Raw genomic sequence first — 26,363 nt, 5'->3', positions numbered from 1 at the left:
CAGAGCAGGTCAACAGTTATTTTACGATTGAGTTGCAGCGGATCAATTCGGCCATGTCTTTGACCGCCTGCTTGAAGCCGACGAAGACCGCCTGGGCCACGATGGCATGGCCGATGTTCAGCTCGTTAATACCCGGCAGCGCCGCGATGGGCTGGACATTATGGTAGTGCAGGCCATGACCGGCATTGACCACCAGCCCGAGGCCGGTGGCGAATTCCACCGCCCTGGCCAGGCGCTGCAGCTCATGGGCCTGCGCTTCCTGGGTCTCGGCTTCGGCATAGCGACCGGTGTGCAACTCGATCACCGGAGCACCGCTGTCCTTGGCCGCCTGAATCTGCTGCAGATCGGGATCTATAAAGAGGGACACTTCCGAAGCGGGCAGTGCGGCGATGGCGTCACGGATGCGCTGCACCTGACCCAGCACATCCAGGCCACCTTCGGTGGTCAGCTCTTCCCGGCGCTCGGGCACCAGGCAGACGTGCTCGGGCCGGATCTCCTGGGCAAAGGCCAGCATCTCGGGGGTCAGGGCGACTTCGAGATTCATGCGGGTCTGCAGGAGGTCGCGCAGCAGGCGGACATCCCGCTCCTGGATATGGCGACGGTCCTCGCGCAGGTGCAGGGTGATGCCATCCGCCCCTGCCTCCTCGGCATCCAGCGCCGCCTTGACCGGATCGGGATAGCGGGTACCCCGGGCCTGGCGCAGGGTGGCGACATGATCGATGTTGACGCCCAACAGAACACGACTGAACTCTTTCATGGCTTATTCACTTGGCTTGGCGAACAATTCGCGACTCATCAGGGGTTTGCTGCCCAGGTGCGGCGCCAGGGCCTGGCGCATCAGGCGCTTGGCAGCGCGGACTACGGTGGGATCGTCCCACTCGCCACGCTCCAGTGCCAGGATTTCCGCGCCGGCCAGACAGCCCGGGCGAACTTCGTCGACGGCTTCGAAGCCCTGGTCCGGAATGAAGCGATAGAGGCGCTGGGCGTCGATGGCCTGGCCATCCAGCGCCAGCGACAGCGAGAAGCCGTAGCCCAGCAGGTCGAGCAGGCGCCATTCGAAGGTACGCAGCAGGGGCTCGACCGGTCGCCCCTGGGCGAGGGCCGCCAGGGTCAGACCATAGAGTTCGAAAAGCGCGGGATAGGGATCTTCGGCGGGCAGTAGCCGGACCAGCAGCTCATTCAGATAGAAGCCGCTGAACAGCGCCTGCCCCTGGAGCAGATAGGGTGGCGCCAGGGCCGCCACCTTTTGCAGATTCTTCAGCTCCCCTCGCCCACTGAGCTGAGCCTCGAGGGGAATGAAGGGCCTGGCCAGACTTCCGGAGCGGGAGCGGGCCGCGCGCAACACCGTACGGACCCGGCCGAAGGCGCCGAACACATCCACCAGCGCACTGCTTTCCCGATAGGGACGCGCATGCAGGACGAACAGCGGCTCGGACGCCTGCATCGCTAGAGGTCGGAATAACCCAGAGAGCGCAGGGCGCGCTCGTCATCGGACCAGCCGCCTTTGACCTTGACCCAGAGATTGAGCATGACCTTGGCGTCGAACAGGGTTTCCATGTCCTGGCGGGCTTCCTGGCCGATGCGCTTGATGCGCTCGCCGGCCTGGCCGATGAGGATCTTCTTCTGGCCATCGCGCTCGACCAGGATCAGGCCGTGGATGTGCAGTACCCCGTTGTCGTACTTGAATTCCTCGATCTCGACGGCGACCTGGTAGGGCAATTCCGCCCCCAGCTGACGCATGATCTTTTCGCGGATCAGCTCAGCCGCGAGGAAACGACTGGATCGATCGGTGATCTGGTCTTCGGGGAAGAAGTGCTCACCCTCCGGCAGGCGCTCGGCGACCAGCTCTTCGAGGGCATCGAGATTGTGGCCGTGCTGGGCGGAGATCGGAATGAGCGTGGCTTCCGGCAATTGCTCCTGCAGCCACTGCAGGTGCGGCAGCATGTCGGCCTTGTCTTCCAGACGATCCATCTTGTTGACGGCGAGCAGCACCGGGCACTTCACGAAGCGGACCCGCTCCAGCACCATCTGGTCTTCGTCGGTCCAGCGGGTACGATCGACCACGAACACCACGACGTCCACATCGCGCAGGGCGGTGACGGCCGTCTTGTTCATGAAGCGGTTGAGCGCCTTCTGGTTTTCCTTGTGCAGACCGGGGGTATCCACATAGATGGTCTGCACCTCACCCTCGGTCTTGATGCCGAGCATGTTGTGCCGGGTGGTCTGCGGCTTGCGCGAGGTGATGGCCAGCTTCTGCCCGAGGATATGGTTGAGCAGCGTGGACTTGCCGACGTTGGGACGGCCGACGATGGCGACGTAGCCGCACCGCGATGCCTTCAGCTCATCATTCATGACCATTCTCCACGCCCAGGGCGATCAAGGCCGCCGAGGCGGCTATCTGTTCGGCGATACGGCGACTGGCGCCCTGCCCCGTCGTCTTTTCGTTGAGCATGGCGATCTCGCATTCGACAAAGAAGACCCGGCAATGGGGCTCTCCTTCGATGGCGACCACCTCGTAGCGCGGCAGGTCGCACGCCCGCGCCTGGAGAAACTCCTGCAGGCGGGTCTTGGGATCCTTGTTGGTATCCACCGGCGTCAGCTCGCGCAATTGCGGGCCGAGCCAGGCCATGACCCGATCCTTGGCCGCATCCATGCCGGCATCCAGATAGATGCCGCCGATCAGGGCTTCCATGGCATCGGCAAGAATGGATTCGCGACGGAAGCCGCCGCTCTTCAGCTCACCGGACCCCAGGCGCAGGTAGTCACCCAGCTCGAAGCTGCGCGCCAGCAGGGCCAGGGTCTCGCCTTTCACCAGCTTGGCGCGCAGGCGGGACAGCTGGCCTTCGCGGGCCTGGGGGAAATGATCGTAGAGGGCTTCGCCGATGATGAAGTTGAGGATGGCGTCGCCGAGGAATTCGAGGCGTTCGTTGTTGCGACCGGCAAAGCTGCGGTGCGTGAGGGCGAGCAGCATCAGGTCCGGGTCCTTGAAGGTATAACCCAGCCGACGCTCGAGGCGATCTAGAGATAATGTCACGGGAGATTTATACGGAAATCACGATTGAAACGAACGACCAGATCGATGTTGCGGATCAGGTGTTCACGTTTTTCATAGTCGAGGTGGATCTGCAGGTGGTTGCCGTCGGCTTCGACGCGCATGGCCTTTTGCAGATCGAGATCACGGATGTCGTTCACCTGCATACCCTTCCCCACGTAGCTGTAGACGTCGGACACGCTGCGAATCTGGTTATCGGGGTTGTCGCCGATGGATTCGATGACCTTAGTCAGAGCATTGTAGTCCAGGTAATGCGGCACGAGCTTCATGGCCGTACTGGCCAGGAAGGCGATGACGCAGAGTGCGAGCAGACCACCGAGAAACGACAGCCCCTGCTGACGCGACGGACGACCGGACACTCTGCGTTCATTCATCTGATGATACCTACGCGAGACAGGGTGGGCATGCTCTGCAGCTTGGGCTCAGGCCAGCTCAGCCAGACGGCGAAGGCCTTGCCGACGATGTTGCGGTCGGGAACCATGCCGAGCAGGTCACGGGGAATGTTGGGATCGTCCCAGTAGCGACTGTCGTTGGAGTTGTCGCGGTTGTCACCCATCATGAAGTAGTGACCGGCCGGCACCTTCCATTCGTGGTCGGGCTCCATGCGGTAGCGGGTCATCTCTTCGCGGATCAGGTGCTCGGTCTTGCCGAGTTGCTCCTTGAACAGTTTGACGCTGCCCAGGGAACCCGGCTCGTCACCCACCAGTTCCTCGCTGACGCGCTGGCCGTTGATGTACAGCTGCTTGTCGCTGGTATAGCGGATGGTATCGCCCGGCACCCCGATCACTCGCTTGATGTAGTTGACGCTGGGATCGCTGGGATAGCGGAACACCATGACGTCGCCACGCTGCGGATCACCGATCGGGATGACCTTGAGGTCGATCACCGGCAGGCGGATGCCGTAGGCGAATTTGTTCACCAGGATGAAATCGCCCACTTCCAGGGTCGGTTTCATGGAGCCCGAAGGAATCTGGAACGGCTCCACCAGGAAGGATCTCAGGATCAGCACGATGGCCAGGACGGGAAAGAACGACTTCCCGTACTCGACCAGCGCCGGTTCCTTGTTCAACTGCTCCAGTACCGCGGGATCAGGCTCGCTGACCTGCTGCCCGTAGGTCTGGATCGCCTTGCGACGACGCGGTGCGAGTACCAGCAGATCGATGAGTGCCAGGGCGCCGCAGACGGCGACCGCGAGAACCAGCAACAGAGGGAAGTTCCAGGACATGGGCTTCAGCTATCCACCTTGAGCACGGCCAGGAAGGCCTCTTGAGGAATCTCTACGCTACCAACCTGCTTCATGCGCTTCTTGCCCGCCTTCTGCTTTTCCAGCAGCTTGCGCTTACGGGACACGTCACCGCCGTAGCACTTGGCCAGAACGTTCTTGCGCAGCGCCTTGACCGTGGTCCGGGCCACGATCTGACCGCCGATGGCCGCCTGGATCGCCACGTCGAACATCTGCCGCGGGATCAGCTCCTTCATCTTCTCGGTCAGGGCGCGACCCTTGTAGTGCGCCTTGTCGCGATGGACGATCAGCGCCAGGGCATCGACCTTCTCGCCGTTGATGAGGACGTCGAGCTTGACCAGGCTGGCGGCTTCGAAGCGATCGAAGCTGTAGTCCAGCGACGCATAGCCACGGCTCACCGACTTGAGGCGGTCGAAGAAGTCCAGGACCACCTCGTTCATCGGCAGGTCGTAGCTGACCTGCACCTGGCTGCTGAGGAACTGCATGTCGCGCTGGACGCCACGCTTCTCGATGCACAGGGTGATGACGTTGCCCAGGTGCTCCTGGGGTACCAGGATGTTGGCGCGCACGATGGGCTCGCGCATCTCGGCGACAGAGGCCAGGTCTGGCAGCTTGGACGGGTTGTCGACATAGATGATGCTGCCATCCTTGAGCACCACCTCGAAGACCACGGTCGGCGCGGTGGTGATGAGGTCGAGATCGTATTCGCGCTCCAGGCGCTCCTGGATGATCTCCATGTGCAGCATGCCGAGGAAGCCGATGCGGAAGCCGAAGCCGAGGGCCTCGGAGCTTTCCGGCTCGTATTGCAGGGCCGCATCGTTGAGGGTCAGCTTCTGCAGGGCTTCGCGGAAGTCCTCGAAGTCGTCGGAACTGACCGGGAAGAGACCGGCGTAGACCTGCGGCTTGACCCGCTGGAAGCCCGGCAGCACGGCCACGTCCGGGGTGGCGCTGAGGGTCAGGGTGTCGCCGACCGGGGCGCCGAGGATTTCCTTGATGCCGGCGATGATGAAGCCCACTTCGCCCGCCTTGAGATCGACCGTCTCGGTGTGCTTGGGCGAGAAGACGCCGACGCTGTCGACCTGGTGCACCTTGCCGGTGGACTTGACCAGGATCTTGTCGCCCTTCTTTACCCGCCCGTGCTTGACGCGCACCAGCGAGACGACGCCCAGGTAGTTGTCGAACCAGGAGTCGATGATCAGCGCCTGCAGGGGCGCGTCGATCTCGCCCTCGGGCGGCGGAATGACCTTGACCAGTTGCTCGAGGACATCGGGTACGCCCATGCCGCTCTTGGCACTGCAGGGCACGGCGTCGGTGGCGTCGATGCCGATGATGTGCTCGATCTCGGCCTTGACCTTGTCCGGCTCGGCCTGGGGCAGGTCCATCTTGTTCAGCACCGGCATGACCTCGAGGCCCTGCTCGATGGCGGTGTAGCAGTTGGCGACCGACTGGGCTTCCACGCCCTGCCCCGCATCCACCACCAGTAGCGCGCCTTCGCAGGCGGCCAGCGAACGGCTGACTTCATAGGTGAAGTCGACGTGGCCGGGGGTGTCGATGAAGTTGAGCTGGTAGGTCTTGCCGTCCTGGGCCTTGTAGTACAGCGTGACGCTGTGGGCCTTGATGGTGATGCCGCGCTCGCGCTCGAGATCCATGGAATCCAGGACCTGGGCCTCCATTTCTCGGTCGCTCAAACCACCACAGATCTGGATGAACCGATCCGCAAGCGTCGACTTGCCGTGATCGATGTGGGCGATGATGGAGAAATTGCGGATATGGCTCAGATCACTCACGAATCAGCACTCGAATAGCCAGCAGCGGAACATCCGCCGGGAAAATAGCGGGGGAGTTTACCTGAATGCGGCAAACAAGGGGACTCGCGCCGTTCGAGCGGACAAAAAGAAGGGGCAGTCGCCTGCCCCTCGCTTCGTCCCCTGCCGTTACTTGCCCGGCAGTTTGAAGGTGATGAAGCTGGCGCGACCCTCACGCACCACGCGCATCGAAATGGAGCGCCCTGCCGGCAGTGCCGAGGTGATTTTCTCGAAGGCGGCGGCGGATTCGATGGGCTGATTGTTGAGGTGGGTGATGACGTCGCCCGGACGCAGGCCGATAGCCGCGGCAGGACCGTCGCCACTGAGCTTGTTGATGACCACGCCGCCCTGGATGTCCAGGGTCTTCTTCTGCTCGGCGGTCAGGTTGGCCACGGCGATGCCCAGGCGATTGCTGGCCCGATCGGACCCGCGCTCGCCGCCGGAAGCGGCCTGGTCGTCCTTGGGCATGTCGCCCACGGTAACGCTCAGGTTTTGCCGCTTGCCTTCACGGATGATCTCCATGTCGGCCTTGGCACCCGGCTTGAGATTGCCGATCAGGTGCGGCAGGTCGGCGGATTCCTCGATCTTCTGGCCATTGACCGAGAGGATGACGTCGCCGACCTTGATGCCGCTCTTGGCTGCGGGACCGTCGTCCAGGGTCTGGGCGACCAGGGCACCGGCCGGACGATCCAGGCCGAAGGATTCGGCGAGATCCTTGTCCACTTCCTGGATGACCACGCCCAGCCAGCCGCGGCTCACCTTGCCATCGGTCTTCAGCTGATTGGCCACGTTCATGGCGACGTCGATCGGAATGGCGAAGGATAGCCCCATGAAGCCACCGGAGCGGGTGAATATCTGCGAGTTGATCCCGACCACCTCACCCTTGAGGTTGAACAGCGGACCGCCGGAGTTGCCCGGGTTGATGGCCACGTCGGTCTGGATGAAGGGCACATAGCTTTCGTTGGGCAGGCTGCGACCCTTGGCGCTGACGATACCGGCGGTGACCGAGTGATCGAAGCCGAAGGGCGAACCGATGGCCAGGACCCATTCACCGACCTTGAGCTGATCGGAATTGCCCAGCTTGAGGGTGGGCAGGTCCTTGGCGTCGATTTTCAGCAGGGCGACGTCGGTACGGGGATCCGCGCCGATCAGCTTGGCGGTGTGATCACTGCGGTCGGACAGCCGTACCAGGATCTCGTCGGCATCGGCGACCACATGGTTGTTGGTCAGAATGTAGCCATCGGGCGAGATGATGAAGCCCGAGCCCAGGGACTGGGCCTGCTCCTGCTTGCCACGGGGACCGCGCGGCATCTGCGGGATGCTGCGCTCGAAGAATTCACGGATGCCCGGCGGCAGGCCTTCCAGATCGGGCATGGTCATGGCGCCGGCGCCACGACCTTCAGGAATTTTCTGGCGGGTGCTGATGTTGACGACCGCTGGAGATGCCGCCTCGACCAGGCCGGTGAAATCCGGCAGATCGGCCCGAGCCATGGCCGTCAGTCCCATCAGCCAGAGCCCCATCAGGGCGGCCGTGTAATGCTTTAGATTGCGCATGCGCGTGCAGCTCCACTCTATCCAATGACTTGAACACATCGCTGGCGACCTGCCTGCTCCGCAACGGCGGCACAGTCAGAGACGACTGGCAGCAGAAATAGCACGGCCTTGCTGAACGATAGCTTTCGAAGCATTTTGCGCTCCATCCGGACATCCGGCAGGCAAAAAAAAACGGCGCCCGGAACAGAGTCCGGACACCGTTTCGAGGTGAAGCCAGCGAATCAACGCTGGGCAGGGGCTTCCTGCTTTTCACCTGCCATCGGCTTATCAGCCTTGGCTTCGGCATTCGCCTTGGTGCTTTCTTCGCTGAAGCTGGCCAGCACGGCCGGGCTACGCGCGGGTTGCGGCACAGTCAGCTGGCTCGGCGCCTGCTGGGCCAGACCCTGGGTGGAGACGTCGGACTGGTTGTACATCCGCACGCCTGCCAGTACGGCGAAGGTCACGGACGCGGCGACCGCGACACGACCCAGGCTCGACCAGCCACTCTTGCGCGCCTGGGCAACGACGGGCGCTGCCGGGGCTGCGATGGCCTCATCACGCTCCAGCGTGGTGGTGACGCCTTTGGCGATATCCAGATTCGGCAACATGGGCTCACCGCGAATCACGGCGCTGACCATGGCGTAGCGCGACCAGGTGGCGCGCAGTTCCGGGTCCTTGCTGACCTCGGCGATGACACGCCGGGTTTCGAATTCGTCCGCTTCGTTATCCATAACAGCGGACAGGGATTCCAGCAGGGCTTCACGACTCATACGTATTACCTCTCTAAAAGCTGTCGCCGCTGTCTATGCATCACGCAGCAGGGGCTGCAATGCTTTGTCTATCGCTTCCCGAGCTCGGAAAATCCGAGACCGGACCGTTCCCACCGGACATTGCATGACGTTCGCAATGTCCTCGTAGCTGAGGCCTTCGAACTCACGAAGGGTCAGCGCGGTGCGCAGATCTTCCGGGAGCTGCTGGATGGTCCGATGCACGGTGGCCTCGATCTCATCCCGCAAAAGGGACCGCTCTGGGGACTCGATATCCTTTAGAGCATGGTCGCCTTCATAAAATTCCGCATCTTCGGCACTGACGTCGCTGTCCGGTGGACGACGACCCCGGGCAACCAGATGGTTCTTTGCCGTGTTGATGGCGATGCGATAGAGCCAGGTGTAGAAAGCACTATCGCCACGGAAGTTCCCGAGCGCGCGATAGGCTTTGATGAAAGCCTCCTGAGCGACGTCCTGGGCTTCCTGGGTATCGTGGACGAAACGCACGATCAGACCGAGAATCTTGTGCTGATACTTGAGCACCAGCAGATCGAAAGCACGCTTGTCGCCGCGCTGTACGCGCTCGACCAGTTGTTGATCCTGCTCCTGGGTGGGCAGGGCTTGCTTGCTGTCCTTGGCTTGCAGCTCGGTATCGTCCTTGCTTTCACTATCGACGCGCGCTGCTAGACTGGGCTGTTGCACGAAAGTTCTCCCCTCCACAGCAGTTGATGAGCGAGCACTAAGATGGCTGCTGATCGCTCCTGGGTGTCACTGAATTAGCTTTGGCAGATGGCCCATTCTCGTCTTGGCGTTCCGGCCGCACGGATGAGCAATTATCTATACATAGACCCCGCCTGACGCCCGCGAGTTCCCTGCCGATCCATCCGATGGCTATGCCGTCAGCCGCCTTGTTCCTATACTCGCCGTCCCGGTGAGAAGGAAACGTCATGGCGCGTCATCTGGAATTCGATGTCCTGGTAATCGGCAGTGGCGCCGCGGGCCTGACGCTCGCGCTCAATCTACCGGCGACGCTGTCCATCGCGGTCTTGAGCAAGGGCGAACTGGCGCATGGTTCGACCTACTGGGCCCAGGGCGGCGTCGCCGCGGTGCTGGACGAAGGCGACACCGTCGAGGCGCACGTGCAGGATACCCTAATCGCGGGCGCCGGGCTGTGTGACGAGGGCGCCGTGCGCTTCACCGTCGAACACAGTCGCGAGGCCATGCAATGGCTGATCGACCAGGGCGTGCCCTTCACCCGCGAGCAGGACGCCGGCAAGGGCGGCCTGGGCTTTCACCTGACCCGCGAAGGCGGCCACAGCCACCGGCGCATCATCCACGCGGCCGATGCCACCGGCATGGCCATCTTCGACACCCTGCTGCGCACCGCCGAAGGCCGGCCCAACATCCAGTTGCTCAGTCAGCGGGTGGCGGTGGATCTGATCACCACGGAAAAGCTCGGCCGGCCGGGCGCGCGCTGCCTGGGCGCCTATGTGCTCGACCGGACCAGCGGCCAGGTCGATACCCTGCACGCGCGCTTCACGGTGCTGGCCACCGGCGGCGCCAGCAAGGCCTACCTCTATAGCACCAATCAGGACAGCGCCAGCGGCGACGGCATCGCCATGGCCTGGCGCGCCGGCTGTTCGGTCGCCAACCTGGAATTCAACCAGTTCCACCCCACCTGCCTCTATCACCCCCATGCGCGCAGCTTTCTGATCACCGAAGCCCTGCGTGGCGAAGGCGCCGTCCTGCGTCTGCCGGATGGCGAACGCTTCATGCCGCGCTTCGACCCCCGCGCCGATCTCGCCCCACGCGACGTGGTGGCGCGCGCCATCGACCACGAGATGAAGCGCCTGGGCATCGATTGCGTCTTTCTCGACATCAGCCACAAGCCGGCGGACTTCGTGCAGGAGCACTTTCCCACGGTCTATCGCCGCTGCCTGGAACTGGGCATCGACATCACCCGGGATCCGATCCCGGTGGTGCCGGCCGCGCACTACACCTGCGGCGGGGTGCGCGTCGACCAGCACGGGCGCGCGGACCTCGGCGGCCTCTATGCCATTGGCGAAACCAGCTGTACCGGTTTGCACGGCGCCAATCGCATGGCCAGCAATTCGCTGCTGGAGTGCTTCGTCTATGCCCGCTCGGCGGCGCTGGACATCCAGGCGCAAGCGGCCGAGATCGGCATGCCGCGCGACCTGCCCGACTGGGACGCCAGCCAGGTGACGGATTCGGACGAGGACGTGGTGATCGCCCACAACTGGGACGAGTTGCGGCGCTTCATGTGGGACTATGTGGGCATCGTGCGCACCACCAAGCGGCTGGTGCGCGCCCGCCATCGCATTCGCCTGCTGATGGACGAGATCGACGAGTTCTACAGCAACTACAAAGTCAGTCGCGACCTGATCGAATTGCGCAACCTGGCGCAGGTGGCGGAGCTGATCATCGAAAGCGCTCTCGCCCGCCAGGAGAGTCGCGGTCTGCACTTCACCCTGGACTATCCGCAACTGGCCAGCAGCGCCCGGGACACTATTCTGGCGCCGCGAACCGGCGCGGAGCGAAGCGAAGTCTGACTCTCAGGCGGCGGTGGGCGTCCGCGGCGAGGCTGTCGCGGGCGATGCAGAGACTGCGGGTACGTCTCGCCGCTGGCAGTCGATAGCGCAGGACCACCAGCCGCGGCAGGGCCAGGCTGTCCGGGCGCAGCTGGATGGCCTGCCAGCCGGTCGCCGGCGACCACAGCTGCCAGCCTTCTGCGCCATGGCGCAAACCGCGCGGCACCTCTGGACAGCGCTGCTGGAGCTGGCGCTGGCGCTGGCGGTGCCAGGACCAGAGCACCAGCAGCGTCAAGAGAGGTTTGAGCGTCCAGGGAATGGCCGCCAGCCAGGGGCAGATCCCCGCGGCGAACGCGGCCAGGGCATGCAGTCGCAGGAGGCCGGCGGAGGCACTCCAGCGACATTCGAAGGGCTCAAGCCGGCTGGACACGGTCCAGGATCATGCGCACGATGATCTGCAGATCGGCGTCTTCCGGCTCACCGCGCTGCATGAACCAGTGGAACATGTCCTGATCCTCGCACTCGAGCAGCTTGCGGTAGCGTGCCTGGTCTTCCGCGCCCAGGGAGGAATAGACCTCCTTGACGAAGGGCACCAGCAATACATCCAGTTCCAGCATGCCGCGGCGGCTGTGCCAGTACAATCTGTTGAGTTCGGTAGCTTCGGTACTCATGGGGACTCCTGCGACAATCGGCGCAGTATAAGCCCGAAGCGCCCCGCCGCGCAGTGCGCCTGACATTCCCCCCGGGCGAGCCTATGATGAGCGGCTTCACTCGACAGGGAGCTGCAGCCGCAATGGCCGACTCGCCGTATTTCTGCCGCTTGACCCACGAAGGCGTCCTGGCCATCCGCGGGGTCGATGCGACCAAGTTTCTCCAGGGGCAGGTCACCTGCAACCTCAATTATCTCGCTGACGACCAGGCCGGCCTGGGAGGGCGCTGCACGCCCAAGGGACGGCTGGTCTCCAGCTTCCGCATCGTCAAGCAGGCCGACGGCTATCTGCTGGCGATGGCCGCGGAGCTGGTCGAGCCGCTGCTGACCGATCTGAAGAAATATGCGGTCTTCTCCAAGTCGGTGCTGACCGACGAAAGCGCGCAATGGCAACGGCTGGGACTCTCGGCCGCCGGCTTCGCCAGCGCCTATCCCGACGTGGCGCTGGGCGAGCAGGCCAATGCCGTGGCGCCGCTCGAAGGCGGCTTCGCCCTGCGGTTGGAGGATAGCCGGGTAGAGACCTGGCGCGCGGCCGACGCAGCGGCGCCGGCGCTGCCGGAGGTGGCACTCGACGAATGGCTGCTGGCCCAGGTGCGGGCTGGCGTGGGCCAGGTGTTCGGCGCGACCCGCGAGCTGTTCGTCCCGCAGATGATCAATCTGCAGGCGCTGGATGGCGTGAGCTTTCGCAAGGGTTGCTACACCGGCCAGGAGATCGTCGCGCGCATGCAGTACCTGGGCAAGCTCAAGCGGCGCCTCTATCGCCTCGCCAGCAGCGAGCGGCCCCCTGCCGTGGGTACCGAGCTGTTCTCGCCGGTGCATGGCAGCAGCGTGGGCGAGGTGGTGCTGGCCGCGGCCAGCCCGGAGGGTTGCGAATTCCTGGCGGTGCTGCAGGGCGATGCTGCCGAGGACGGACGTGTCTCGGTGGGCAGCTCGGACGGGCCAAACTGCCGTTTACTCGATTTGCCCTACTCACTCGATAGCGATCGTGAAATAAAGCGCTGAAGGTTGGGATCGCCTTTATCCGCTCCTCACACAGGTACGTCATGACTCCTCTTGCCGAAAAAGTTGTCCAGGATCTTCTCCACGCGATAGACACCGATCGCGTGGTGCTGCCCACCCTCCCCGAGGTGGCACTGAAGGTCAGAGAAGCGGCCGAAGACCCCAACGTGGGCGTCGCCGAGCTGAGCCGGGTGATCGCCATGGACGCCGCCCTGACGGCGCGCCTGATCAAGGTGGTCAACAGCCCGCTCCTGCGCACCAGCAAGGAGATCACCGACCTGCAGATGGCGGTCGGGCGCCTGGGTATCAACTACACGGCGAATCTGGCCACGGGCCTGGCCATGCAGCAGATGTTCCAGGCCACCAGCGACGCCGTGGATCGCAAGATGCGCGAGGTCTGGAGCCAGGGCACCGAGATCGCCGCCATCAGCCATGCGCTGTGCAAGAAGTACACGCGGCTGATGGCCGACCGCGCCCTGCTCGCCGGCCTGGTGCACCAGATCGGCGTGCTGCCGATCCTCACCTATGCCGAAGAACAGGAAGACCTGCTGGCCAACGCCATCACCCTCGACCAGGTGACGGCGCGCATTCATCCGCAGATCGGCGAACGCATTCTCAAGGTTTGGGATTTCCCGGCCGACATCGCCTGCGTACCGCGGGAATATCTGGCGCTGGAGCGGCAGCCCGCGGCGGCCGACTATGCCGATATCGTGCAGGTCGCGACCCAGCTGCACGCGCAGCGCCAGGGTCAGCAGGAGATCGCGGTCCAGACGCTGCCCGCCGGTATCCGCTTGGGGCTGAACAACCAGCCGGATCCGGCCCAGGATCAGTCCTTCTGGGACGCGGTGGAACAGTCGCGCACCCTGCTCGGCTGAGCTTAGGCTTCCTCGGCGGGAAATTCGACCCGCACCCGCAGTCCGCCGAGCGCGCCGTCCAGCAACTGGATGCGCGCCCGATGGGCGGCGCAGATCTCACCGACGATGGCCAGTCCCAGACCGGCACCCCCGGATTGCGGATCCAGACGCTGAAAGCGCTCGAAAACCTTGGCCCGCGCATTGGCCGGAATGCCGGGACCGTCATCCTCGACTTCCAGTACCGCCGGGGCCAGCACCCGCACCACGATGTTGCCACCTGACTGGCTATGGGCCAGGGCGTTTTCCACCAGATTGCAGAGCAGCTCGTTGAGCAGTGTCGGCTCGCCGATCACCGGCGCCTTGGCGAAGGGCTCGAAGGCCAGGGCGACGCCCTTGGCATGGGCCAGGGGGGCCAGCGCCATGGCCAGTTCCCTGGCCAGATCGCTGAGTTCCAGGCGTTCGGCGCCGCCTTCGGCGATGGCCTGGGCGCCGCTCTCGATCCGCGCCAGTGACAGCAGCTGGTTGGCCAGGCGCGCCAGGCGATCGGTGCTGGCGCGGGTCTCTTCCAGGGTGGCGTACCAGGCCTGGGGCTCGCGTTCGCGCAGGCCCAGCTCGACCCGCGCCTTGATCGCCGCCAGCGGGGTACGCAATTCGTGGGCGGCGTTGGCGATGAAGTCCGCCTGACGCTCGAACAGCCGCCGCAGGCGCAGGGTGAAGCCTTCCAGGGCATGCACCAGCGGCAGCAACTCCTGGGGCGCCCGCACCTCGGGCAGCGGCCGCAAGTCGTCCACGCCCCGCTCTTCCACCGCCTGGCGCAGACGCTCCAGGGGGCGCAGGGCGGCGCCGACCGCCATCCACACCAGCAGGATGGCACCCAGCCCCATCAGTCCGAGGCGGATCAGGGTGTCGGTGAGCAGGCTGCGGGCCACCTCCTCGCGGGCTTCGGCGGTCTCGGCGACGCGGATCTCGGCCATGCCGGTGAGATCCGGCTGGCTGACCGGCTGGGCCAGGCTGACCACCCGTACGTCCTTGCCGCGATAGGTACTGTTGTAGAAGCGCGCCAGGGCCGGATAGTCGCGGGTCAGCGGAGCGTCCGCTGGCGGTGGTGGAATCTCTTCGTAGCCGGAGATCAACCGGCCGCGGGTATCCAGCACCTGGTAGAAGATGCGCCCGACGTTGTCGTAGGCGAAATTGTCCAGGGCGATGTAGGGCACGTCGGCGCGCAGGGTGCCATTGGTGGCCGACAGGCCGGCGGCGATGGTGCGGGCCGAGGCCAGCAGCGTCCGGTCATAGGCCACGTCGGCCAGCCGCCGGCCATTGAGATAGGCGGCCAGGCTGCTGACCGCCAGGATCACCGCCAAGAGCACGACCAGTCGCAGCAGCAGTCGCCCACGCAGACTGCCAGCCGCCTTCGCCACTTCAGCCATGCTGCTCTTCCAGCAGATAGCCCAGGCCGCGGAAGGTGACGATGCGCACGGCGCCGGCTTCCAGCTTCTTGCGCAGGCGGTGGACGTAGATCTCGATGGCCTCGGGACTGGCTTCCTCGTCCAGGCCGAAGACCTGGGCGGCCAGTTGCTCCTTGCTCATGACCCGTCCGGGGCGGGCGATGAGCGCGGCCAGCACGGCGTGCTCGCGCGAGGTGAGCGACAGCGCCTCCTCGCCCAGGGTGAAGCGCGAGGTGTTGAGGTCATAGATCAGCGGGCCGCAGCGCTGCTGGCGATCGCCGCCCAGCACGCTGCGGCGCAGCAGGGCCTTGACCCGGGCTTCCAGTTCGGTGAGTTCGAAGGGCTTGGCCAGGTAGTCGTCGGCGCCGAGGTTGAGCCCCTGCACCCGATCCTTGACCTCGCCGCGGGCGGTGAGCATCAGCACCGGCAGGCGATCGCCGCGCTCGCGCAGGCGCGCCAGCACCTCGAAGCCATCCATGCGCGGCAGGCCGACGTCGAGGATGGCCAGGGCATAGCTTTCGCTCTGCAGGGCCAGGTCGGCGGCCACGCCATCGTTGAGCAGATCGACGTTGAGTCCGGCATTCTTGAGCGCCTGGGCGACGCTTTCGGCCAGTGGCGGATGATCTTCGACCAATAGGATGCGCACGCTGACAGCTCCCGCTCAAAAAATCCGAGTTTACCGGATACCGGCCGGCTGGCCTGCAGCCGGAACCCCACTATCGCCGCCTTTCACATCTGAAAGGCTGTTGAAAGCTTGGCGGTCTAGAGTGAAAGGTAGCGGTCCCAGAACCGCATGATGCTTGCCCAAGCGCCACCCCTGGTTGGCCAACAACAATAACAAGCGGAACGACATCCATGCTCGCCCTCGCGCAGCTCCACGTGCTCCCGTATCTCTTCTCCGAACGATCGCCGCCCTGGCGAGCCTGAGCCGTGTCCGCCTGTCAGCTTCTGAAATAACAACAAAAGGAAGACGTCGATGAGCACCACCTTGCGCACCCTCACCCTGACCCTGGCCGCCTCCGTGCTGCTGTCCGCCCAGGCCATGGCCGAACCCAAGCGTCCCGAATGCATCGCCCCGGCCTCCCCGGGTGGCGGCTTCGACCTGACCTGCAAGCTGGCCCAGAGCGGCCTGGTGGAAGCCAAGCTGCTGGACAAGCCCATGCGCGTGACCTACATGCCCGGCGGCGTGGGCGCGGTGGCCTACAACACCGTGGTGGCCCAGCGGCCGGCGGACGGCGACACCATCGTCGCCTTCTCCAGCGGTTCGCTGCTGAACCTGGCGCAAGGCAAGTTCGGTCGCTTCGACGAGAAGGCCGTGCGCTGGCTGGCGGCAGTGGGCGCCAGCTATGGCGCCATCGCAGTCAAGGCAGATTCGCCCTACAAGACCCTGGGTGACCTGGTCGAGGCACTGAAGAAGGACCCGAGCAAGGTGGTGATCGGCTCCGGCGGTACCGTGGGCAGCCAGGACTGGATGCAGACCGCGCTGATCGCCAAGGCTGCCGGCATCAATCCCAAGGACCTGCGCTACGTGGCTCTGGAAGGCGGCGGCGAGATCGCCACCGCGCTGCTGGGTGGGCATATCCAGGTCGGCAGCACCGACATCTCCGACTCCATGCCCCATGTCGAGGCCGGCAACATGCGCCTGCTGGCGGTCTTCGCCGAGCAGCGCTTCGACGAACCGGCGATGAAGGACATCCCCACCGCGCGCGAGCAGGGCTACGACATCGTCTGGCCGGTGGTCCGCGGCTTCTATGTGGGCCCGAAGGTCACCGACGAGCAGTACAACTGGTGGAAGACCAGCTTCGACAAGCTGCTGGCCTCCGACGACTTCGCCAAGCTGCGTGATCAGCGCGAACTCTTCCCCTTCGCCATGACCGGCTCCGAGCTGGACGCCTATGTGCAGAAGGAAGTCGCGCGCTACCGCGGCATGGCCAAGGAATTCGGCCTGATCCAGTAACGAGCCCCCGCCCCTGGCGCCCTTCCGGGCGCCTTCGAGGATGTCGACATGATCTTCCAACGCGCCTTCATGGCGGTCTGGCTGGTGGCCGGACTCGTCATGCTGTTCATCGCCCGGGATTACCAGGCGCCCTTTTCCTACGAGCCGGTCGGTCCGCGAGCCTATCCGATGCTGATGTTCGGGCTGATGAGCCTGGGCCTGGCCTATCTGATCATCCGCCCCACGCCGATCGGCGATGGCGAAGACCAGAAACCGCTGGACGCCTCCTCGCTGCGCAAGGTAGTGGCCTGCTGCGCCATCCTGCTGGGCTATGCCCTGACCTTCCAGCCGCTGGGCTTTCCGCTGAGCGCCTTCATCACCGCCACCCTCTGCGGTCTGCTCTACGGCGGTCGCCTGATGCCCTGCGCCCTGGTCAGCCTGCTGCTCGCCATCGGCCTCTATGTGCTGTTCGACCGGGTGATGGAAGTCCCCCTACCCCTTGGCGTGCTGGAATTCCTGGAGGGCTGACATGGATACCTTGAATTTTCTGATGCAGGGCTTCGGCGTCGCCATGACGCCGACCAACCTGATCGTGGCCCTCATCGGCACCCTGATCGGCACCGTGGTCGGCCTGCTGCCGGGTCTCGGACCGATCAACGGCATCGCCCTGCTGATCCCGGTGGCCTTCGCCCTGGGTCTGCCGCCGGAGACTTCGCTGATCCTGCTGGCGGCGGTCTATCTGGGCTGCGAATACGGCGGGCGGATCTCCTCGATCCTGCTGAACATCCCCGGCGAAGCCGCGACCATGATGACCTGCCTGGACGGCTATCCGCTGGCCCGCCAGGGCATGGCCGGCGTGGCCCTGTCGCTGTCGGCCTGGAGCTCCTTCATCGGCGCCTTCATCGCCACCTGCGGCATGGTGCTGTTCTCGCCCCTGCTGGCGAAATGGGCGATCGCCTTCGGTCCGGCGGAATACTTCGCGCTGATGGCCCTGGCCATCCTCAGCCTCTCCGGCATGGCCGCCGAGAAGCCGGTCAAGACCCTGGTCGCCGCCCTCTTCGGCCTGGCCATCGCCTCCGTGGGCATCGATGCCAACAGCGGCGTCTACCGCTTCACCTTCGACAACGTGCACCTGGCCGACGGCATCGACTTCGTGATCCTGGTGCTGGGTCTGTTCTCGGTGAGCGAACTGCTCCTGCTGCTGGAGCAGACCCATCATGGCCAGGTCGCGGTCAAGGCCACCGGGCGCATGCTGTTCAACGTGCGCGAAGCGCGCAGCGTGTTCATGGTCAACCTGCGCAGCTCGGTGAGCGGCTTCATCATCGGCGTGCTGCCGGGTGCCGGCGCGACCCTGGCCAGTGCCCTGGCCTACACCACCGAGAAGCGCATGGCCGGTGCCGATGGCAAGTTCGGCAAGGGTGACCTGCGCGGCCTGGCAGCGCCGGAAACCGCCATCGGCGCGGCGGTGTGCGGCAACATGATTCCCATGCTGACCCTGGGCATCCCCGGCTCGGGCACCACCGCGGTGATGATCGGCGCCCTGACCCTCTACAACATCACCCCCGGCCCGCTGCTGTTCCAGAACGAGCCGAATCTGGTGTGGGGTCTGATCGCCTCGCTGTTCATCGCCAACGTGATGCTGCTGATCCTCAACGTGCCCATGGTGAAGATGTTCACCAAGATCCTCGAGGTGCCGAACTGGTCGCTGGCCCCGGCCATCGCCATCATCACCGGCATCGGCGTCTATGCGGTGCACGCCACCACCTTCGACCTGGTGCTGATGGTCTGCGTGGGCATCTTCGGCTACATCATGCGCAAGCTGGACTTCCCGCTGTCACCGCTGCTGCTGGGCTTCATCCTCGGCGAGCTGATGGAAACCAGCCTGAGACGCGCACTGTCGATCTCCAACGGCGACATGGGCATCCTCTGGCAGAGCGGCATCAGCCAGGCCATCTGGATCGTCTGCATCCTGATGGTGGCCCTGCCCTTCTACCGTGCCTGGCGCAAGCGTCGCGCGCCCAAGCCCGCGACCGTCTGAGGTCGGCGACACCCGCGCCCGCGGCCGGAGTCCTTCCGCCCGCGGGCTTTTTCATTCAAGAAGTTTTGAAGCTCTTCTTCGGATAGATATCGTAGCGGCTGGACTTGCCCTCCAGCACATAGCCCGGCTTCACCCCCTCGATGGCCGGCGCCTTTCGCGGGCGCTTGACCACCACCCGGTGACTGGCGCGGGCCAGGGCCGCGGCCAGCAGCGCCGGGGCGTCCAGGTCGTCGCCCACCAGCGGCCGGAACAGGCGCATCTCCTTCTTCACCAGGGCGCTCTTGTCGCGGTGCGGGAACATGGGATCCAGGTAAATCACCTCGGGCGCCTCGCCCTCACCGCGCTGCAGGTAGGCGGTGGAGTCGGCCTGCACCAGGGTCATCAGGGCGGCAATGGCGGCCGCCTCGTGATCCCGCGCGGCGCGGGCAAGGCCGTCTTCCAGCAAGGCAGCGATCAGCGGCTGGCGCTCGACCAGCGTCACCGCACAGCCCAGGGTGGCCAGCACGAAGGCGTCGCGCCCCAGACCCGCGGTGGCGTCGAGGATGCGCGGACGCACGCCCGGGCCGATCCCGACCGCCTTGGCGATCATCTGGCCGGCGCCGCCGCCGAACTTGCGCCGGTGCGCCGCCGCGCCCTCGACGAAATCCACCCGCACCGGACCCGGCGCCTCCGGGCCGCGCTGCACCAGTTGCAGGCCCTGGGCGCCCACCTGCACGGCGAATTCCTCGGTGGTGGCGCTGCCCAGGGGCAGGCCCAGGCGCGCGGCCCAGGCCGCGGCGGCCTCGGTGAAGGCGGGTTCCAGGGCTTCGACGATAAGCGCGGGGTGGGCGGTGGACATGGGCGACTCGCAGGCGAAAAGACCCGTCATTCTACCGGCAGACGCGAAAGCCACCCATGTCGACATGGAAATGATCGCGGTGCGCCGCGTTGTAGTCCGGTCCCAGGGTGGTATTGAAGGACCGGCAGGCCCCGTCGCGCACCAGCCGCAGGAAGCGCTGGGCCTGGGGATCGCCGGTCCAGTCCCGCGCCACGCTGATGCGCCGCCCATCGGCCAGGCGCAACCCGGCGATGTCCAGGGCATTGGCGGTGGCGTGCTGACTGCGCCGGCCACTGGCGCGGCCATAGATATTGCGGCAGGCGAAGCTGCCATAGTGCTCCACCTCGGCCACCCGCTGGCCATAGACGGCTTCGGCCGCCGGCTGCAGCGCCTGTCGCTCGAACAGCGCGAAGCTCACCGCCAGGGGACAGCTGGCGACAAAGCTGCCGCTGAGTCTCATCCCTTCACCGCGCTGGATGCGCACGGCCCGCTCCAGCGGACAGTCGGCCGACCCCGCATTGCCGCGCAATTCCCGATAGTTGAGCGCCGAGGTGGCCAGGGACGCCGCGCAATAGTCGGCATCGGCCTGCAGACGCCAGAGCTTGAGGCGAGTGACGGCATTGGTGGGGGCCTGGATATCCAGCGGCGCCCAGGGATTGTAGGCCGGCGGAATGCGCAGCCAGCCCTGGTCGAAGGCGGTATGCAGACCGCCATAGAGCAGGATGACGAGACCGAGCAGGTGTCTGGCTTTCATGCGGCGCGCCGAAGGGGATTCGCGAGGCGGTAGACCTCATCTGACAGGAGCGAGCCGCGGGAATGCCGGCGAAAACGTCGCCAAACGTATCGCGACAACCGGCGTGGGCTAGAGCAGACCGAGTTGTTCGGTGTCGGCGGTGCTCAGCTCGGGCAATGCCGGCAGACCGGGCAGGCGTTCGCGCAGCTGGGCATGGAATCTCAGGGCCAGCTCGGGCGCCTGGCGGTTGTCTGGGGTGTGCAAGAAGACATAGGGCACCTTGCCCGCTTCGATCCAGTCGGCCACCCGGGTGACCCACTTGGCCAGGTAGTAGTCGTTGGCGGCCAATTCCAGGCGGCCGATGAAACGCACCTGGGGATGCTCGCTGAACGCCAGGGCGCGAGCCGGAACCCGCGGTTTCTTGGCTTGGGCCAGGCGCACGGCCGGCTCGCTTGGATCGGCGCTGAACAGGGCGGCCGAATCCAGGCCGACGCGCTCCACGCCCAGGTCCATGAGCAGCCGGTTCAGGGCCCGCTCGGACTCGCCCTTGTCGAAAAAGGCCAGGTGCCGGACCTCCACCGCCAGGGCGCAACGCGGCGCCATGGCCGAGAGAAAGACCTGCAGTTCCTTGAGCCGATCGGGCCCGAAGCCCGCTGGCAGTTGCAGCCACAGCGGGCTGGCCCGTTCACCCAGGGGCGCCAGCGATTCGAGAAAGGTACGGGCGCTGGCGAGTTGCACCCGCAGATCCTCGGCATGGCTGATGTCGCGGGGAAACTTGGCGCAGAAGCGAAAGCCGGCCGGCATCAATTCGGCCCAGCGGCGGATGGTGTCCGCCGCGGGCCAGGCGTAGAAGGTGGTGTTGCCTTCCACGGCGTTGAACACCTGGGCGTAACGCGGCAGGAAATCACCCGGACGCAAGCCGTGGTAGAGGCTCTCGCGCCAGGCGTTATCGTTCCAGGAGGGGCAGCCGAGAAAGTACGGCAGCATCAGGCGTAGAGGTCGAGGCCCACGACGCTGGAGGAGCCGTCCGGCTCGGCGCCGAAGGCGGCGGTGCTGCCGTAGCTGGCCAGGGCCTGCTGGGCACGGGCGGTGAGCTGGCTGGCGAAGCGCCCTTCGCGCTCGCTGAGCACCAGGCCGTTACCATTGCCATTGCCGGCATCGGTCGCCGCAGCCGCTTCCACACGGCGGAGGGGCGCGACGTCGGGCCGGGGATTGCCTGCGGCCTCCCGGGCGATGGCATTCTGGCGGGCGTCCTCATCCTTCGCCACCTCGCGTACGGGCGTGACCGCGCGCGAGGAACGATTCAGGGGATAAGCAGAGGAGGCATAGCCGCTGTCAATGCGCATGGCAGGTCCCGAACGGATGGCACTACTCTAAGTAGGGTCGAAAGCTATGACAATCAAGGGCCGGACGCCCGTCGCGACCGGCGGACGAGCGGCATCTACAGCTTGGACGTCAGACTATTACGCGTGGTTTCCTGCCGTCAGACCGACTGCTTGGGAGTGGCGACCCGATCACGCAGATAAACGGGTTGCGCCGCTTCGGACTCGGCCGACACGGCTTCGCCGCGCTGCCAGGCGGTGGCCGCCAGAACCGCCAGGTCCCGGGCATGGGGCAACAGAGTGGCATCCTGCTCGATCAGCGGCACGGCCATGCGGCCGACATAGCCCCAGCCGGTGCCGGCACCGAACCAGTCGCCGGTGGCGGCGGCCGGCAGGGCAATGGCCTCGGGCGCCAGCACGGCTTCCGCCCCCGCGAGCACCATGGCCGCGCCGTCGAGGCGATAGCAGCCCCAGTAGACCTCGTCCATACGCGCGTCGATGGCCGCAGCCACCTGGGTCACGCCGCGCTCGCGCCAGGCGCGCTGGGCGATGATCGCCAGATTCGACACCGGCAGTACCGGTCGGTCCAGGCCGAAGGCCAGGCCCTGCACCACGCCGATAGCGATGCGCACGCCGGTGAAGGCGCCCGGACCACGCCCGAAGGCGATGGCGTCCACCTGCGCCAGACTCAGACCGGTCTCGGCCAGCAGCTCCTGCACCATGGGCAGGACCCGCTGGGCATGCAGGCGCGGCGCGATCTCGTAGCGATGGATGATCTCGTCGCCCAGGTGCAAGGCGACCGAGCAGGCTTCGGTGGCGGTGTCGAGGGCGAGCAGGATGGACATGGGGCAGATCCGCAACTGGGAAAAGGGCTGCGCATTCTAGAGGAAGACGGGTCGCGAGGGGACCCGCCCATCGGTCGTGACGCCAGGACGGCGCCTTGACCGGACCGCCTGCAGGCACAGGCGGCCGTGACCGGCGCTTAGTTCAGCGCCTGCAGCACCTTGGCGGTGATGGCATCCACCGAACCCACGCCCTCGATGCGGCTGCACTTCGGCGTGCCCTGGGCGGCGCCCAGCTTCTGGTAGAAGTCCACCAGCGGCTTGGTCTGGGAATGATAGAGGTCCAGACGCTTGCGAATGGTAGCTTCGCGGTCGTCTTCGCGCTGTACCAGCGGCTCGCCGGTCAGGTCGTCGGTGTCGGCGACCTTCGGCGGATTGTGTTCGATGTGATAGACGCGACCCGAACCCGGGTGCACGCGGCGACCGGACAGGCGCTGGACGATTTCTTCGTCATCCACGGCGATTTCCAGCACGTGGTCGATCTTAACGCCGGCGGCTTCGAGGGCCTCGGCCTGGGGAATGGTGCGCGGGAAGCCGTCGAACAGGAAACCCTTGGCGCAATCGGCGTCGAGGATACGCTCGCTGATCAGGGCGATGATGATCTCGTCGGAGACCAGGCCACCGTTGTCCATGATGTCCTTGACCTGCAGGCCCAGGGGCGTGCCGGCCTTGACCGCGGCCCGCAGCATGTCGCCGGTGGAAACCTGCGGAATGCCGAATTTCTCAGTGATGAACCGGGCCTGAGTACCTTTGCCGGCACCGGGCGCTCCCAGCAGGATTACGCGCATCTGTAGCTCCTTAGAATGGTCTCGGACTGGCAGCCCGCGCAGGGCGCTGTCGCGATGATTGTTGTCGACGACACGAGACGGCCAAAGGGACCAACCATACACAGCGCCCCCTGGCCGCACAAGTTACCAAGCGTCGCAGGTGCCGGGCCCGTCCAGACGACCCCGGGCGCCGGCAAAAGCGACAGTCTGTTCAACCGGTATTGCGCAGTCCTGCGGCGATCCCGGCCACGCTTACCAGCAGGGCCTGATCGAGCGCCGCCGGCTGGCTTTCGCCGGCCGCCCGCGCCCGGGCCAGCAGCTCGATCTGCAGGAGGTGCAGCGGATCGAGATAGGTGTTGCGCACGGCGATGAACACCAGGGTTTCCGGATGGTGTTCGAGCAACTCGCCCTGCCCGGTCAGGCGCAACACCGCCACGCCCGCCTGGCGCAGCCGCTCGCGCAGCTGGCTGCCGAGCACCTGCAGGTCGGCTTCCACCAGGCGCTGGTCGTAGAGCCGCGCCAGTTCGGCCTCCGCCTTGGCCAGCACCATCTCCAGCATGTCGATGCGGGTCTGGAAGAACGGCCAGCGCTCGCGCATCTCGCGCAGCAGCGGCGACTCGCCCCGGCGCTCGGCTTCTTCCAGAGCCCTTTCCCAGCCGAGCCAGGCCGGCAGCATCAGCCGCGTCTGGGTCCAGGCGAAGATCCAGGGGATGGCCCTGAGGCTTTCCACGCCGCCTTCGCGGCGCTTGGCCGGGCGACTGCCCAGGGGCAGCCGGCCCAGCTCCTGCTCGGGGGTGGCCTGGCGGAAATAGCTGACGAAGTGCGGGTCTTCGCGCACCACGCCGCGATAGGCCTGCAGGCTGTCCCGGGCCAGGCGATCCATCTGCTCGCGCCAGGCCGGCTCCGGCGCGGGCGGCGGCAACAGGGTGGCTTCCAGCACGGCGCCCAGGTAGAGCGCCAGATTCTGCTCGGCGATGGCCGGCTGGCCGAACTTGAAGCGGATCATCTCGCCCTGTTCGGTGGTGCGGAAGCGCCCGGCCACCGAGCCCGGGGGTTGCGAGAGGATGGCCGCGTGGGCCGGGCCACCGCCCCGCCCCACGGTGCCACCGCGGCCATGGAACAGCAGCAGCTCCACGCCCCGACTGGCGCAGATGTCCACCAGGGCTTCCTGGGCACGGTACTGGGCCCAGGCCGCCGCCAGGGTGCCGGCGTCCTTGGCCGAATCGGAATAGCCGATCATGACCTCCTGGGGACCGGCCAGGCGCGCGCGGTAGTCGGGCAGATCGAGCAGGCTGGCGATGGCGCTGCCGGCATGATCCAGGTCGTCGAGGGTCTCGAACAGCGGCACCACCCGCATCGGCTGGCGTACCCCGCACTCGCGCAGCAGCAGCTGCACGGCGAGGACATCTGACGCCGCGCCGGCCATGGAGATGACATAGGAGCCCAGGGCATCGGGCGGCGAGGCGGCAATCACGCGGCAGGTGGCGAGCACCTCCTGGGTATCGGCCTCCAGCTGGGCGTCCAGCGGCAGCAGGGGACGCCGGCTGCCGAGCTCGCCACGCAGGAATTCCAGGCGCTGCGCCTCGCTCCAGGCGGCGTAGTCGCCCAGGTCGAGATAGCGGCAGATATCGGCCAGGGCCGCGGCATGGCGCGCGGCGTCCTGGCGGATGTCCAGGCGCACCAGATAGAGACCGAAGGTACGGGCCCGGCGCAGGGTATCGAGCAGGGAGCCATCGGCGATGACCCCCAGGCCGCAGTGCTGCAGGGAGTCGTAGCACAGCTGCAGCGGGGCGATCAGCTCGGCGTTGTCGCTGAGGATATGACGGGCGCCGGCATGGGGATCGGTGATGGCATGGGCCGCCCAGCTGCGGGTGATCTGCAACCGCTCGCGCAGCACCTTGAGCACCTTGCGATAGGGTTCCGGGTGATCGCCGGCCTGTTCGCGCAGGGCCGGACTCGCCGCCTGCATGGACAGCTCCGCGGCCAGCCGGTCGACATCGCGCAGGTAGAGATCGGCGGCCATCCAGCGCGCCAGCAGCAGCACCTCGCGGGTGATGGCGGCGGTGACGTTGGGATTGCCATCGCGATCGCCGCCCATCCAAGAGGAAAAGCGTACCGGCGCCGCGGTCAGCGGCAGGCGCTGGCCGGTGCGTTCCTGCAGGCAGTCGTCCAACTTGCGCAGCAGGCTGGGGATCGCCTGCCACAGCGAATTCTCGATCACCGCGAAGCCCCACTTGGCTTCGTCCACCGGCGTCGGCCGCTGGCGGCGGATCTCCTCGGTGTGCCAGGCCTCGGCGATCAGCCGACGCAGCCGTGCCTCGATAGCGGCCACCTCGGCGGAGGTCAGGTCGCGATGATCGAGGGCCGCCAGTTGCGCGCTGATCTCGTCGTATTTCTGGATCAGGGTGCGCCGGGAGACCTCGGTGGGGTGAGCGGTCAGCACCAAATCGATGTCCAGCGCCGCGACCCGCTCGGCCAGCTGCTGGCCGGAGTGACCGGCCACGGTCAGGCGTTCCAGCAACTCCGGCAACACCTGCTGTTCGAAGGGCGGTGGCTCGTCTTCGGTACGCCGTCTGACCCGGTGATATTCCTCGGCGATGTTGGCGAGGTTGAGAAAGTGACTGAAGGCCCGCGCCACCGGCAGCAGTTCGTCTTCGGCCAGGGTATCCAGGGTGTCGCCCAGTTGGCGGGCACCCTCCGCGGAGCCGCCACGGGCGGCCTTGGCGCCCTTGCGGATCCGCTCGATCTTGTCGAGAAAGGCCGCGCCATGCTGGTCGGCAATGGTCTGCCCCAGGAGCTCACCCAGCAAACGCACCTGCTCGCGCAGGCGAACATCGATTTCCACCATCTCGTGCTCCTCGAAAGTACCGGTTCGGACCTCACGGCAACCGCTGCGGTCTAGCGCAGAGGACAGCACCCCGCTGTCACGGTTGCAAGCCCCGGCTGTTGCAG

27 protein-coding genes are annotated in these 26,363 nt (G+C 65.8%); 6 read left to right on the top strand and 21 right to left on the bottom strand.

Going from position 1 to position 26,363, the window contains the following annotated elements; translation table 11 throughout:
* Positions 1 to 16: 16 nt before the first annotated feature.
* From pdxJ to rpoE, 10 genes are all read right to left on the bottom strand, one after another.
* Positions 17 to 757, bottom strand: coding sequence for a pyridoxine 5'-phosphate synthase (gene pdxJ, locus OXS31_RS13725; RefSeq protein WP_027598583.1), 741 nt, complete (start codon positions 755 to 757; stop codon positions 17 to 19).
* Positions 758 to 760: 3 nt separating this feature from the next.
* On the bottom strand, positions 761 to 1,444 hold the full coding sequence (gene recO, locus OXS31_RS13720) for a DNA repair protein RecO (RefSeq protein WP_027598582.1): 684 nt from the start codon (positions 1,442 to 1,444) through the stop codon (positions 761 to 763).
* A gap of 2 nt (positions 1,445 to 1,446) precedes the next feature.
* Positions 1,447 to 2,352, bottom strand: a complete 906-nt coding sequence (era, locus tag OXS31_RS13715; RefSeq protein WP_042136905.1) for a GTPase Era — start codon at positions 2,350 to 2,352, stop codon at positions 1,447 to 1,449.
* Complete coding sequence (rnc, locus tag OXS31_RS13710) at positions 2,345 to 3,034, bottom strand: ribonuclease III (protein ID WP_007161997.1); 690 nt, start codon at positions 3,032 to 3,034, stop codon at positions 2,345 to 2,347. The genes era and rnc overlap by 8 nt, the downstream gene beginning before the upstream one ends.
* Positions 3,031 to 3,426, bottom strand: coding sequence for a DUF4845 domain-containing protein (locus OXS31_RS13705; protein ID WP_007161996.1), 396 nt, complete (start codon positions 3,424 to 3,426; stop codon positions 3,031 to 3,033). Before OXS31_RS13705 ends, rnc begins: the two co-directional genes overlap by 4 nt.
* A complete protein-coding gene (gene lepB, locus OXS31_RS13700; protein WP_108582567.1) occupies positions 3,423 to 4,277 on the bottom strand; it encodes a signal peptidase I in 855 nt (284 codons plus the stop codon). Before lepB ends, OXS31_RS13705 begins: the two co-directional genes overlap by 4 nt.
* A 5-nt stretch (positions 4,278 to 4,282) precedes the next feature.
* Positions 4,283 to 6,082, bottom strand: coding sequence for a translation elongation factor 4 (gene lepA, locus OXS31_RS13695; protein ID WP_027598578.1), 1,800 nt, complete (start codon positions 6,080 to 6,082; stop codon positions 4,283 to 4,285).
* Between the two features lie 147 nt (positions 6,083 to 6,229).
* Positions 6,230 to 7,654 carry a DegQ family serine endoprotease gene (locus OXS31_RS13690; protein WP_027603057.1) on the bottom strand — a complete coding sequence of 475 codons (1,425 nt, stop codon included), beginning with the start codon at positions 7,652 to 7,654 and terminating at the stop codon, positions 6,230 to 6,232.
* A gap of 221 nt (positions 7,655 to 7,875) precedes the next feature.
* The gene (locus OXS31_RS13685) at positions 7,876 to 8,403 is read right to left on the bottom strand and encodes an RseA family anti-sigma factor (protein ID WP_267399542.1); all 528 of its coding nucleotides are present in this window, start codon (positions 8,401 to 8,403) and stop codon (positions 7,876 to 7,878) included.
* Positions 8,404 to 8,436: 33 nt separating this feature from the next.
* On the bottom strand, positions 8,437 to 9,018 hold the full coding sequence (gene rpoE, locus OXS31_RS13680; RefSeq protein ID WP_026083736.1) for an RNA polymerase sigma factor RpoE: 582 nt from the start codon (positions 9,016 to 9,018) through the stop codon (positions 8,437 to 8,439).
* 329 nt (positions 9,019 to 9,347) lie between these two features.
* Between rpoE and nadB the strand changes: the two genes are divergently transcribed.
* Positions 9,348 to 10,970, top strand: a complete 1,623-nt coding sequence (gene nadB / locus OXS31_RS13675) for an L-aspartate oxidase (RefSeq protein WP_267399541.1) — start codon at positions 9,348 to 9,350, stop codon at positions 10,968 to 10,970.
* Here the strand turns inward: nadB and OXS31_RS13670 are convergent.
* Positions 10,927 to 11,379 (bottom strand): protein YgfX, encoded by a 453-nt coding sequence (locus OXS31_RS13670; protein WP_267399540.1) that lies wholly within the window; start codon positions 11,377 to 11,379, stop codon positions 10,927 to 10,929. The genes nadB and OXS31_RS13670 overlap by 44 nt on opposite strands.
* Complete coding sequence (locus OXS31_RS13665; protein ID WP_027603054.1) at positions 11,363 to 11,620, bottom strand: succinate dehydrogenase assembly factor 2; 258 nt, start codon at positions 11,618 to 11,620, stop codon at positions 11,363 to 11,365. Before OXS31_RS13665 ends, OXS31_RS13670 begins: the two co-directional genes overlap by 17 nt.
* 122 nt (positions 11,621 to 11,742) lie before the next feature.
* Here OXS31_RS13665 and OXS31_RS13660 point away from each other — a divergent pair, with 122 nt between their 5' ends.
* Together OXS31_RS13660 and OXS31_RS13655 are read left to right on the top strand one after the other, a co-directional pair.
* A complete protein-coding gene (locus tag OXS31_RS13660) occupies positions 11,743 to 12,660 on the top strand; it encodes a folate-binding protein YgfZ (RefSeq protein ID WP_267399539.1) in 918 nt (305 codons plus the stop codon).
* 41 nt (positions 12,661 to 12,701) lie between these two features.
* Positions 12,702 to 13,532 carry an HDOD domain-containing protein gene (locus OXS31_RS13655; RefSeq protein ID WP_027598573.1) on the top strand — a complete coding sequence of 277 codons (831 nt, stop codon included), beginning with the start codon at positions 12,702 to 12,704 and terminating at the stop codon, positions 13,530 to 13,532.
* Between the two features lie 2 nt (positions 13,533 to 13,534).
* Here OXS31_RS13655 and OXS31_RS13650 read toward each other — a convergent pair whose 3' ends face one another.
* Together OXS31_RS13650 and OXS31_RS13645 are read right to left on the bottom strand one after the other, a co-directional pair.
* Complete coding sequence (locus OXS31_RS13650) at positions 13,535 to 14,938, bottom strand: sensor histidine kinase (protein WP_007161985.1); 1,404 nt, start codon at positions 14,936 to 14,938, stop codon at positions 13,535 to 13,537.
* Positions 14,931 to 15,602 carry a response regulator gene (locus OXS31_RS13645; protein ID WP_007161984.1) on the bottom strand — a complete coding sequence of 224 codons (672 nt, stop codon included), beginning with the start codon at positions 15,600 to 15,602 and terminating at the stop codon, positions 14,931 to 14,933. Before OXS31_RS13645 ends, OXS31_RS13650 begins: the two co-directional genes overlap by 8 nt.
* A 330-nt stretch (positions 15,603 to 15,932) precedes the next feature.
* Here OXS31_RS13645 and OXS31_RS13640 point away from each other — a divergent pair, with 330 nt between their 5' ends.
* From OXS31_RS13640 to OXS31_RS13630, 3 genes are read left to right on the top strand one after another with little or no spacing between them, the layout of a single operon-like run.
* Positions 15,933 to 16,913 (top strand): tripartite tricarboxylate transporter substrate binding protein, encoded by a 981-nt coding sequence (locus tag OXS31_RS13640; protein WP_007161983.1) that lies wholly within the window; start codon positions 15,933 to 15,935, stop codon positions 16,911 to 16,913.
* 48 nt (positions 16,914 to 16,961) lie between these two features.
* Positions 16,962 to 17,420, top strand: a complete 459-nt coding sequence (locus OXS31_RS13635) for a tripartite tricarboxylate transporter TctB family protein (protein ID WP_007161982.1) — start codon at positions 16,962 to 16,964, stop codon at positions 17,418 to 17,420.
* Position 17,421: 1 nt separating this feature from the next.
* Positions 17,422 to 18,930 carry a tripartite tricarboxylate transporter permease gene (locus OXS31_RS13630; protein ID WP_027598571.1) on the top strand — a complete coding sequence of 503 codons (1,509 nt, stop codon included), beginning with the start codon at positions 17,422 to 17,424 and terminating at the stop codon, positions 18,928 to 18,930.
* Positions 18,931 to 18,985: 55 nt separating this feature from the next.
* Here OXS31_RS13630 and OXS31_RS13625 read toward each other — a convergent pair whose 3' ends face one another.
* The 7 genes from OXS31_RS13625 to ppc all read right to left on the bottom strand — a co-directional run bounded on the left by OXS31_RS13625 (position 18,986) and on the right by ppc (position 26,259).
* Positions 18,986 to 19,768: a class I SAM-dependent methyltransferase gene (locus tag OXS31_RS13625; protein ID WP_267399529.1), complete on the bottom strand. Its 783-nt coding sequence runs from the start codon at positions 19,766 to 19,768 to the stop codon at positions 18,986 to 18,988.
* A 31-nt stretch (positions 19,769 to 19,799) separates the two neighbouring features.
* Positions 19,800 to 20,501: an extensin family protein gene (locus OXS31_RS13620; protein ID WP_267399527.1), complete on the bottom strand. Its 702-nt coding sequence runs from the start codon at positions 20,499 to 20,501 to the stop codon at positions 19,800 to 19,802.
* 108 nt (positions 20,502 to 20,609) lie between these two features.
* A complete protein-coding gene (locus OXS31_RS13615; protein ID WP_145250215.1) occupies positions 20,610 to 21,467 on the bottom strand; it encodes a DUF72 domain-containing protein in 858 nt (285 codons plus the stop codon).
* Complete coding sequence (locus OXS31_RS13610; RefSeq protein ID WP_042136892.1) at positions 21,467 to 21,826, bottom strand: hypothetical protein; 360 nt, start codon at positions 21,824 to 21,826, stop codon at positions 21,467 to 21,469. Before OXS31_RS13610 ends, OXS31_RS13615 begins: the two co-directional genes overlap by 1 nt.
* Positions 21,827 to 21,963: 137 nt before the next feature.
* Positions 21,964 to 22,647: a tRNA (adenosine(37)-N6)-threonylcarbamoyltransferase complex dimerization subunit type 1 TsaB gene (gene tsaB, locus OXS31_RS13605; protein ID WP_007161976.1), complete on the bottom strand. Its 684-nt coding sequence runs from the start codon at positions 22,645 to 22,647 to the stop codon at positions 21,964 to 21,966.
* 137 nt (positions 22,648 to 22,784) lie between these two features.
* Positions 22,785 to 23,432, bottom strand: a complete 648-nt coding sequence (gene adk / locus OXS31_RS13600) for an adenylate kinase (protein WP_007161975.1) — start codon at positions 23,430 to 23,432, stop codon at positions 22,785 to 22,787.
* A 190-nt stretch (positions 23,433 to 23,622) separates the two neighbouring features.
* A complete protein-coding gene (gene ppc / locus OXS31_RS13595) occupies positions 23,623 to 26,259 on the bottom strand; it encodes a phosphoenolpyruvate carboxylase (protein WP_042136888.1) in 2,637 nt (878 codons plus the stop codon).
* Positions 26,260 to 26,363: the final 104 nt, after the last annotated feature.

This window comes from Pseudomonas sp. GM_Psu_1, assembly GCF_026544185.1.
Classification (GTDB): domain Bacteria; phylum Pseudomonadota; class Gammaproteobacteria; order Pseudomonadales; family Pseudomonadaceae; genus Chryseomonas; species Chryseomonas oryzihabitans.
This window is presented reverse-complemented; position numbering and strand designations above follow the sequence as displayed.

Excerpts from the sequence above, each read along its gene's own strand:
- pdxJ (WP_027598583.1), bottom strand. The coding sequence starts at position 757 with ATGAAAGAGTTCAGTCGTGTTCTGTTGGGCGTCAACATCGATCATGTC.
- recO (WP_027598582.1), bottom strand. The coding sequence starts at position 1,444 with ATGCAGGCGTCCGAGCCGCTGTTCGTCCTGCATGCGCGTCCCTATCGG.
- era (WP_042136905.1), bottom strand. The coding sequence starts at position 2,352 with ATGAATGATGAGCTGAAGGCATCGCGGTGCGGCTACGTCGCCATCGTC.
- OXS31_RS13705 (WP_007161996.1), bottom strand. The coding sequence starts at position 3,426 with ATGAATGAACGCAGAGTGTCCGGTCGTCCGTCGCGTCAGCAGGGGCTG.
- lepB (WP_108582567.1), bottom strand. The coding sequence starts at position 4,277 with ATGTCCTGGAACTTCCCTCTGTTGCTGGTTCTCGCGGTCGCCGTCTGC.
- OXS31_RS13690 (WP_027603057.1), bottom strand. The coding sequence starts at position 7,654 with ATGCGCAATCTAAAGCATTACACGGCCGCCCTGATGGGGCTCTGGCTG.
- OXS31_RS13685 (WP_267399542.1), bottom strand. The coding sequence starts at position 8,403 with ATGAGTCGTGAAGCCCTGCTGGAATCCCTGTCCGCTGTTATGGATAAC.
- nadB (WP_267399541.1), top strand. The coding sequence starts at position 9,348 with ATGGCGCGTCATCTGGAATTCGATGTCCTGGTAATCGGCAGTGGCGCC.
- OXS31_RS13665 (WP_027603054.1), bottom strand. The coding sequence starts at position 11,620 with ATGAGTACCGAAGCTACCGAACTCAACAGATTGTACTGGCACAGCCGC.
- OXS31_RS13660 (WP_267399539.1), top strand. The coding sequence starts at position 11,743 with ATGGCCGACTCGCCGTATTTCTGCCGCTTGACCCACGAAGGCGTCCTG.
- OXS31_RS13655 (WP_027598573.1), top strand. The coding sequence starts at position 12,702 with ATGACTCCTCTTGCCGAAAAAGTTGTCCAGGATCTTCTCCACGCGATA.
- OXS31_RS13650 (WP_007161985.1), bottom strand. The coding sequence starts at position 14,938 with ATGGCTGAAGTGGCGAAGGCGGCTGGCAGTCTGCGTGGGCGACTGCTG.
- OXS31_RS13640 (WP_007161983.1), top strand. The coding sequence starts at position 15,933 with ATGAGCACCACCTTGCGCACCCTCACCCTGACCCTGGCCGCCTCCGTG.
- OXS31_RS13635 (WP_007161982.1), top strand. The coding sequence starts at position 16,962 with ATGATCTTCCAACGCGCCTTCATGGCGGTCTGGCTGGTGGCCGGACTC.
- OXS31_RS13630 (WP_027598571.1), top strand. The coding sequence starts at position 17,422 with ATGGATACCTTGAATTTTCTGATGCAGGGCTTCGGCGTCGCCATGACG.
- OXS31_RS13625 (WP_267399529.1), bottom strand. The coding sequence starts at position 19,768 with ATGTCCACCGCCCACCCCGCGCTTATCGTCGAAGCCCTGGAACCCGCC.
- OXS31_RS13620 (WP_267399527.1), bottom strand. The coding sequence starts at position 20,501 with ATGAAAGCCAGACACCTGCTCGGTCTCGTCATCCTGCTCTATGGCGGT.
- OXS31_RS13615 (WP_145250215.1), bottom strand. The coding sequence starts at position 21,467 with ATGCTGCCGTACTTTCTCGGCTGCCCCTCCTGGAACGATAACGCCTGG.
- OXS31_RS13610 (WP_042136892.1), bottom strand. The coding sequence starts at position 21,826 with ATGCGCATTGACAGCGGCTATGCCTCCTCTGCTTATCCCCTGAATCGT.
- tsaB (WP_007161976.1), bottom strand. The coding sequence starts at position 22,647 with ATGTCCATCCTGCTCGCCCTCGACACCGCCACCGAAGCCTGCTCGGTC.
- adk (WP_007161975.1), bottom strand. The coding sequence starts at position 23,432 with ATGCGCGTAATCCTGCTGGGAGCGCCCGGTGCCGGCAAAGGTACTCAG.
- ppc (WP_042136888.1), bottom strand. The coding sequence starts at position 26,259 with ATGGTGGAAATCGATGTTCGCCTGCGCGAGCAGGTGCGTTTGCTGGGT.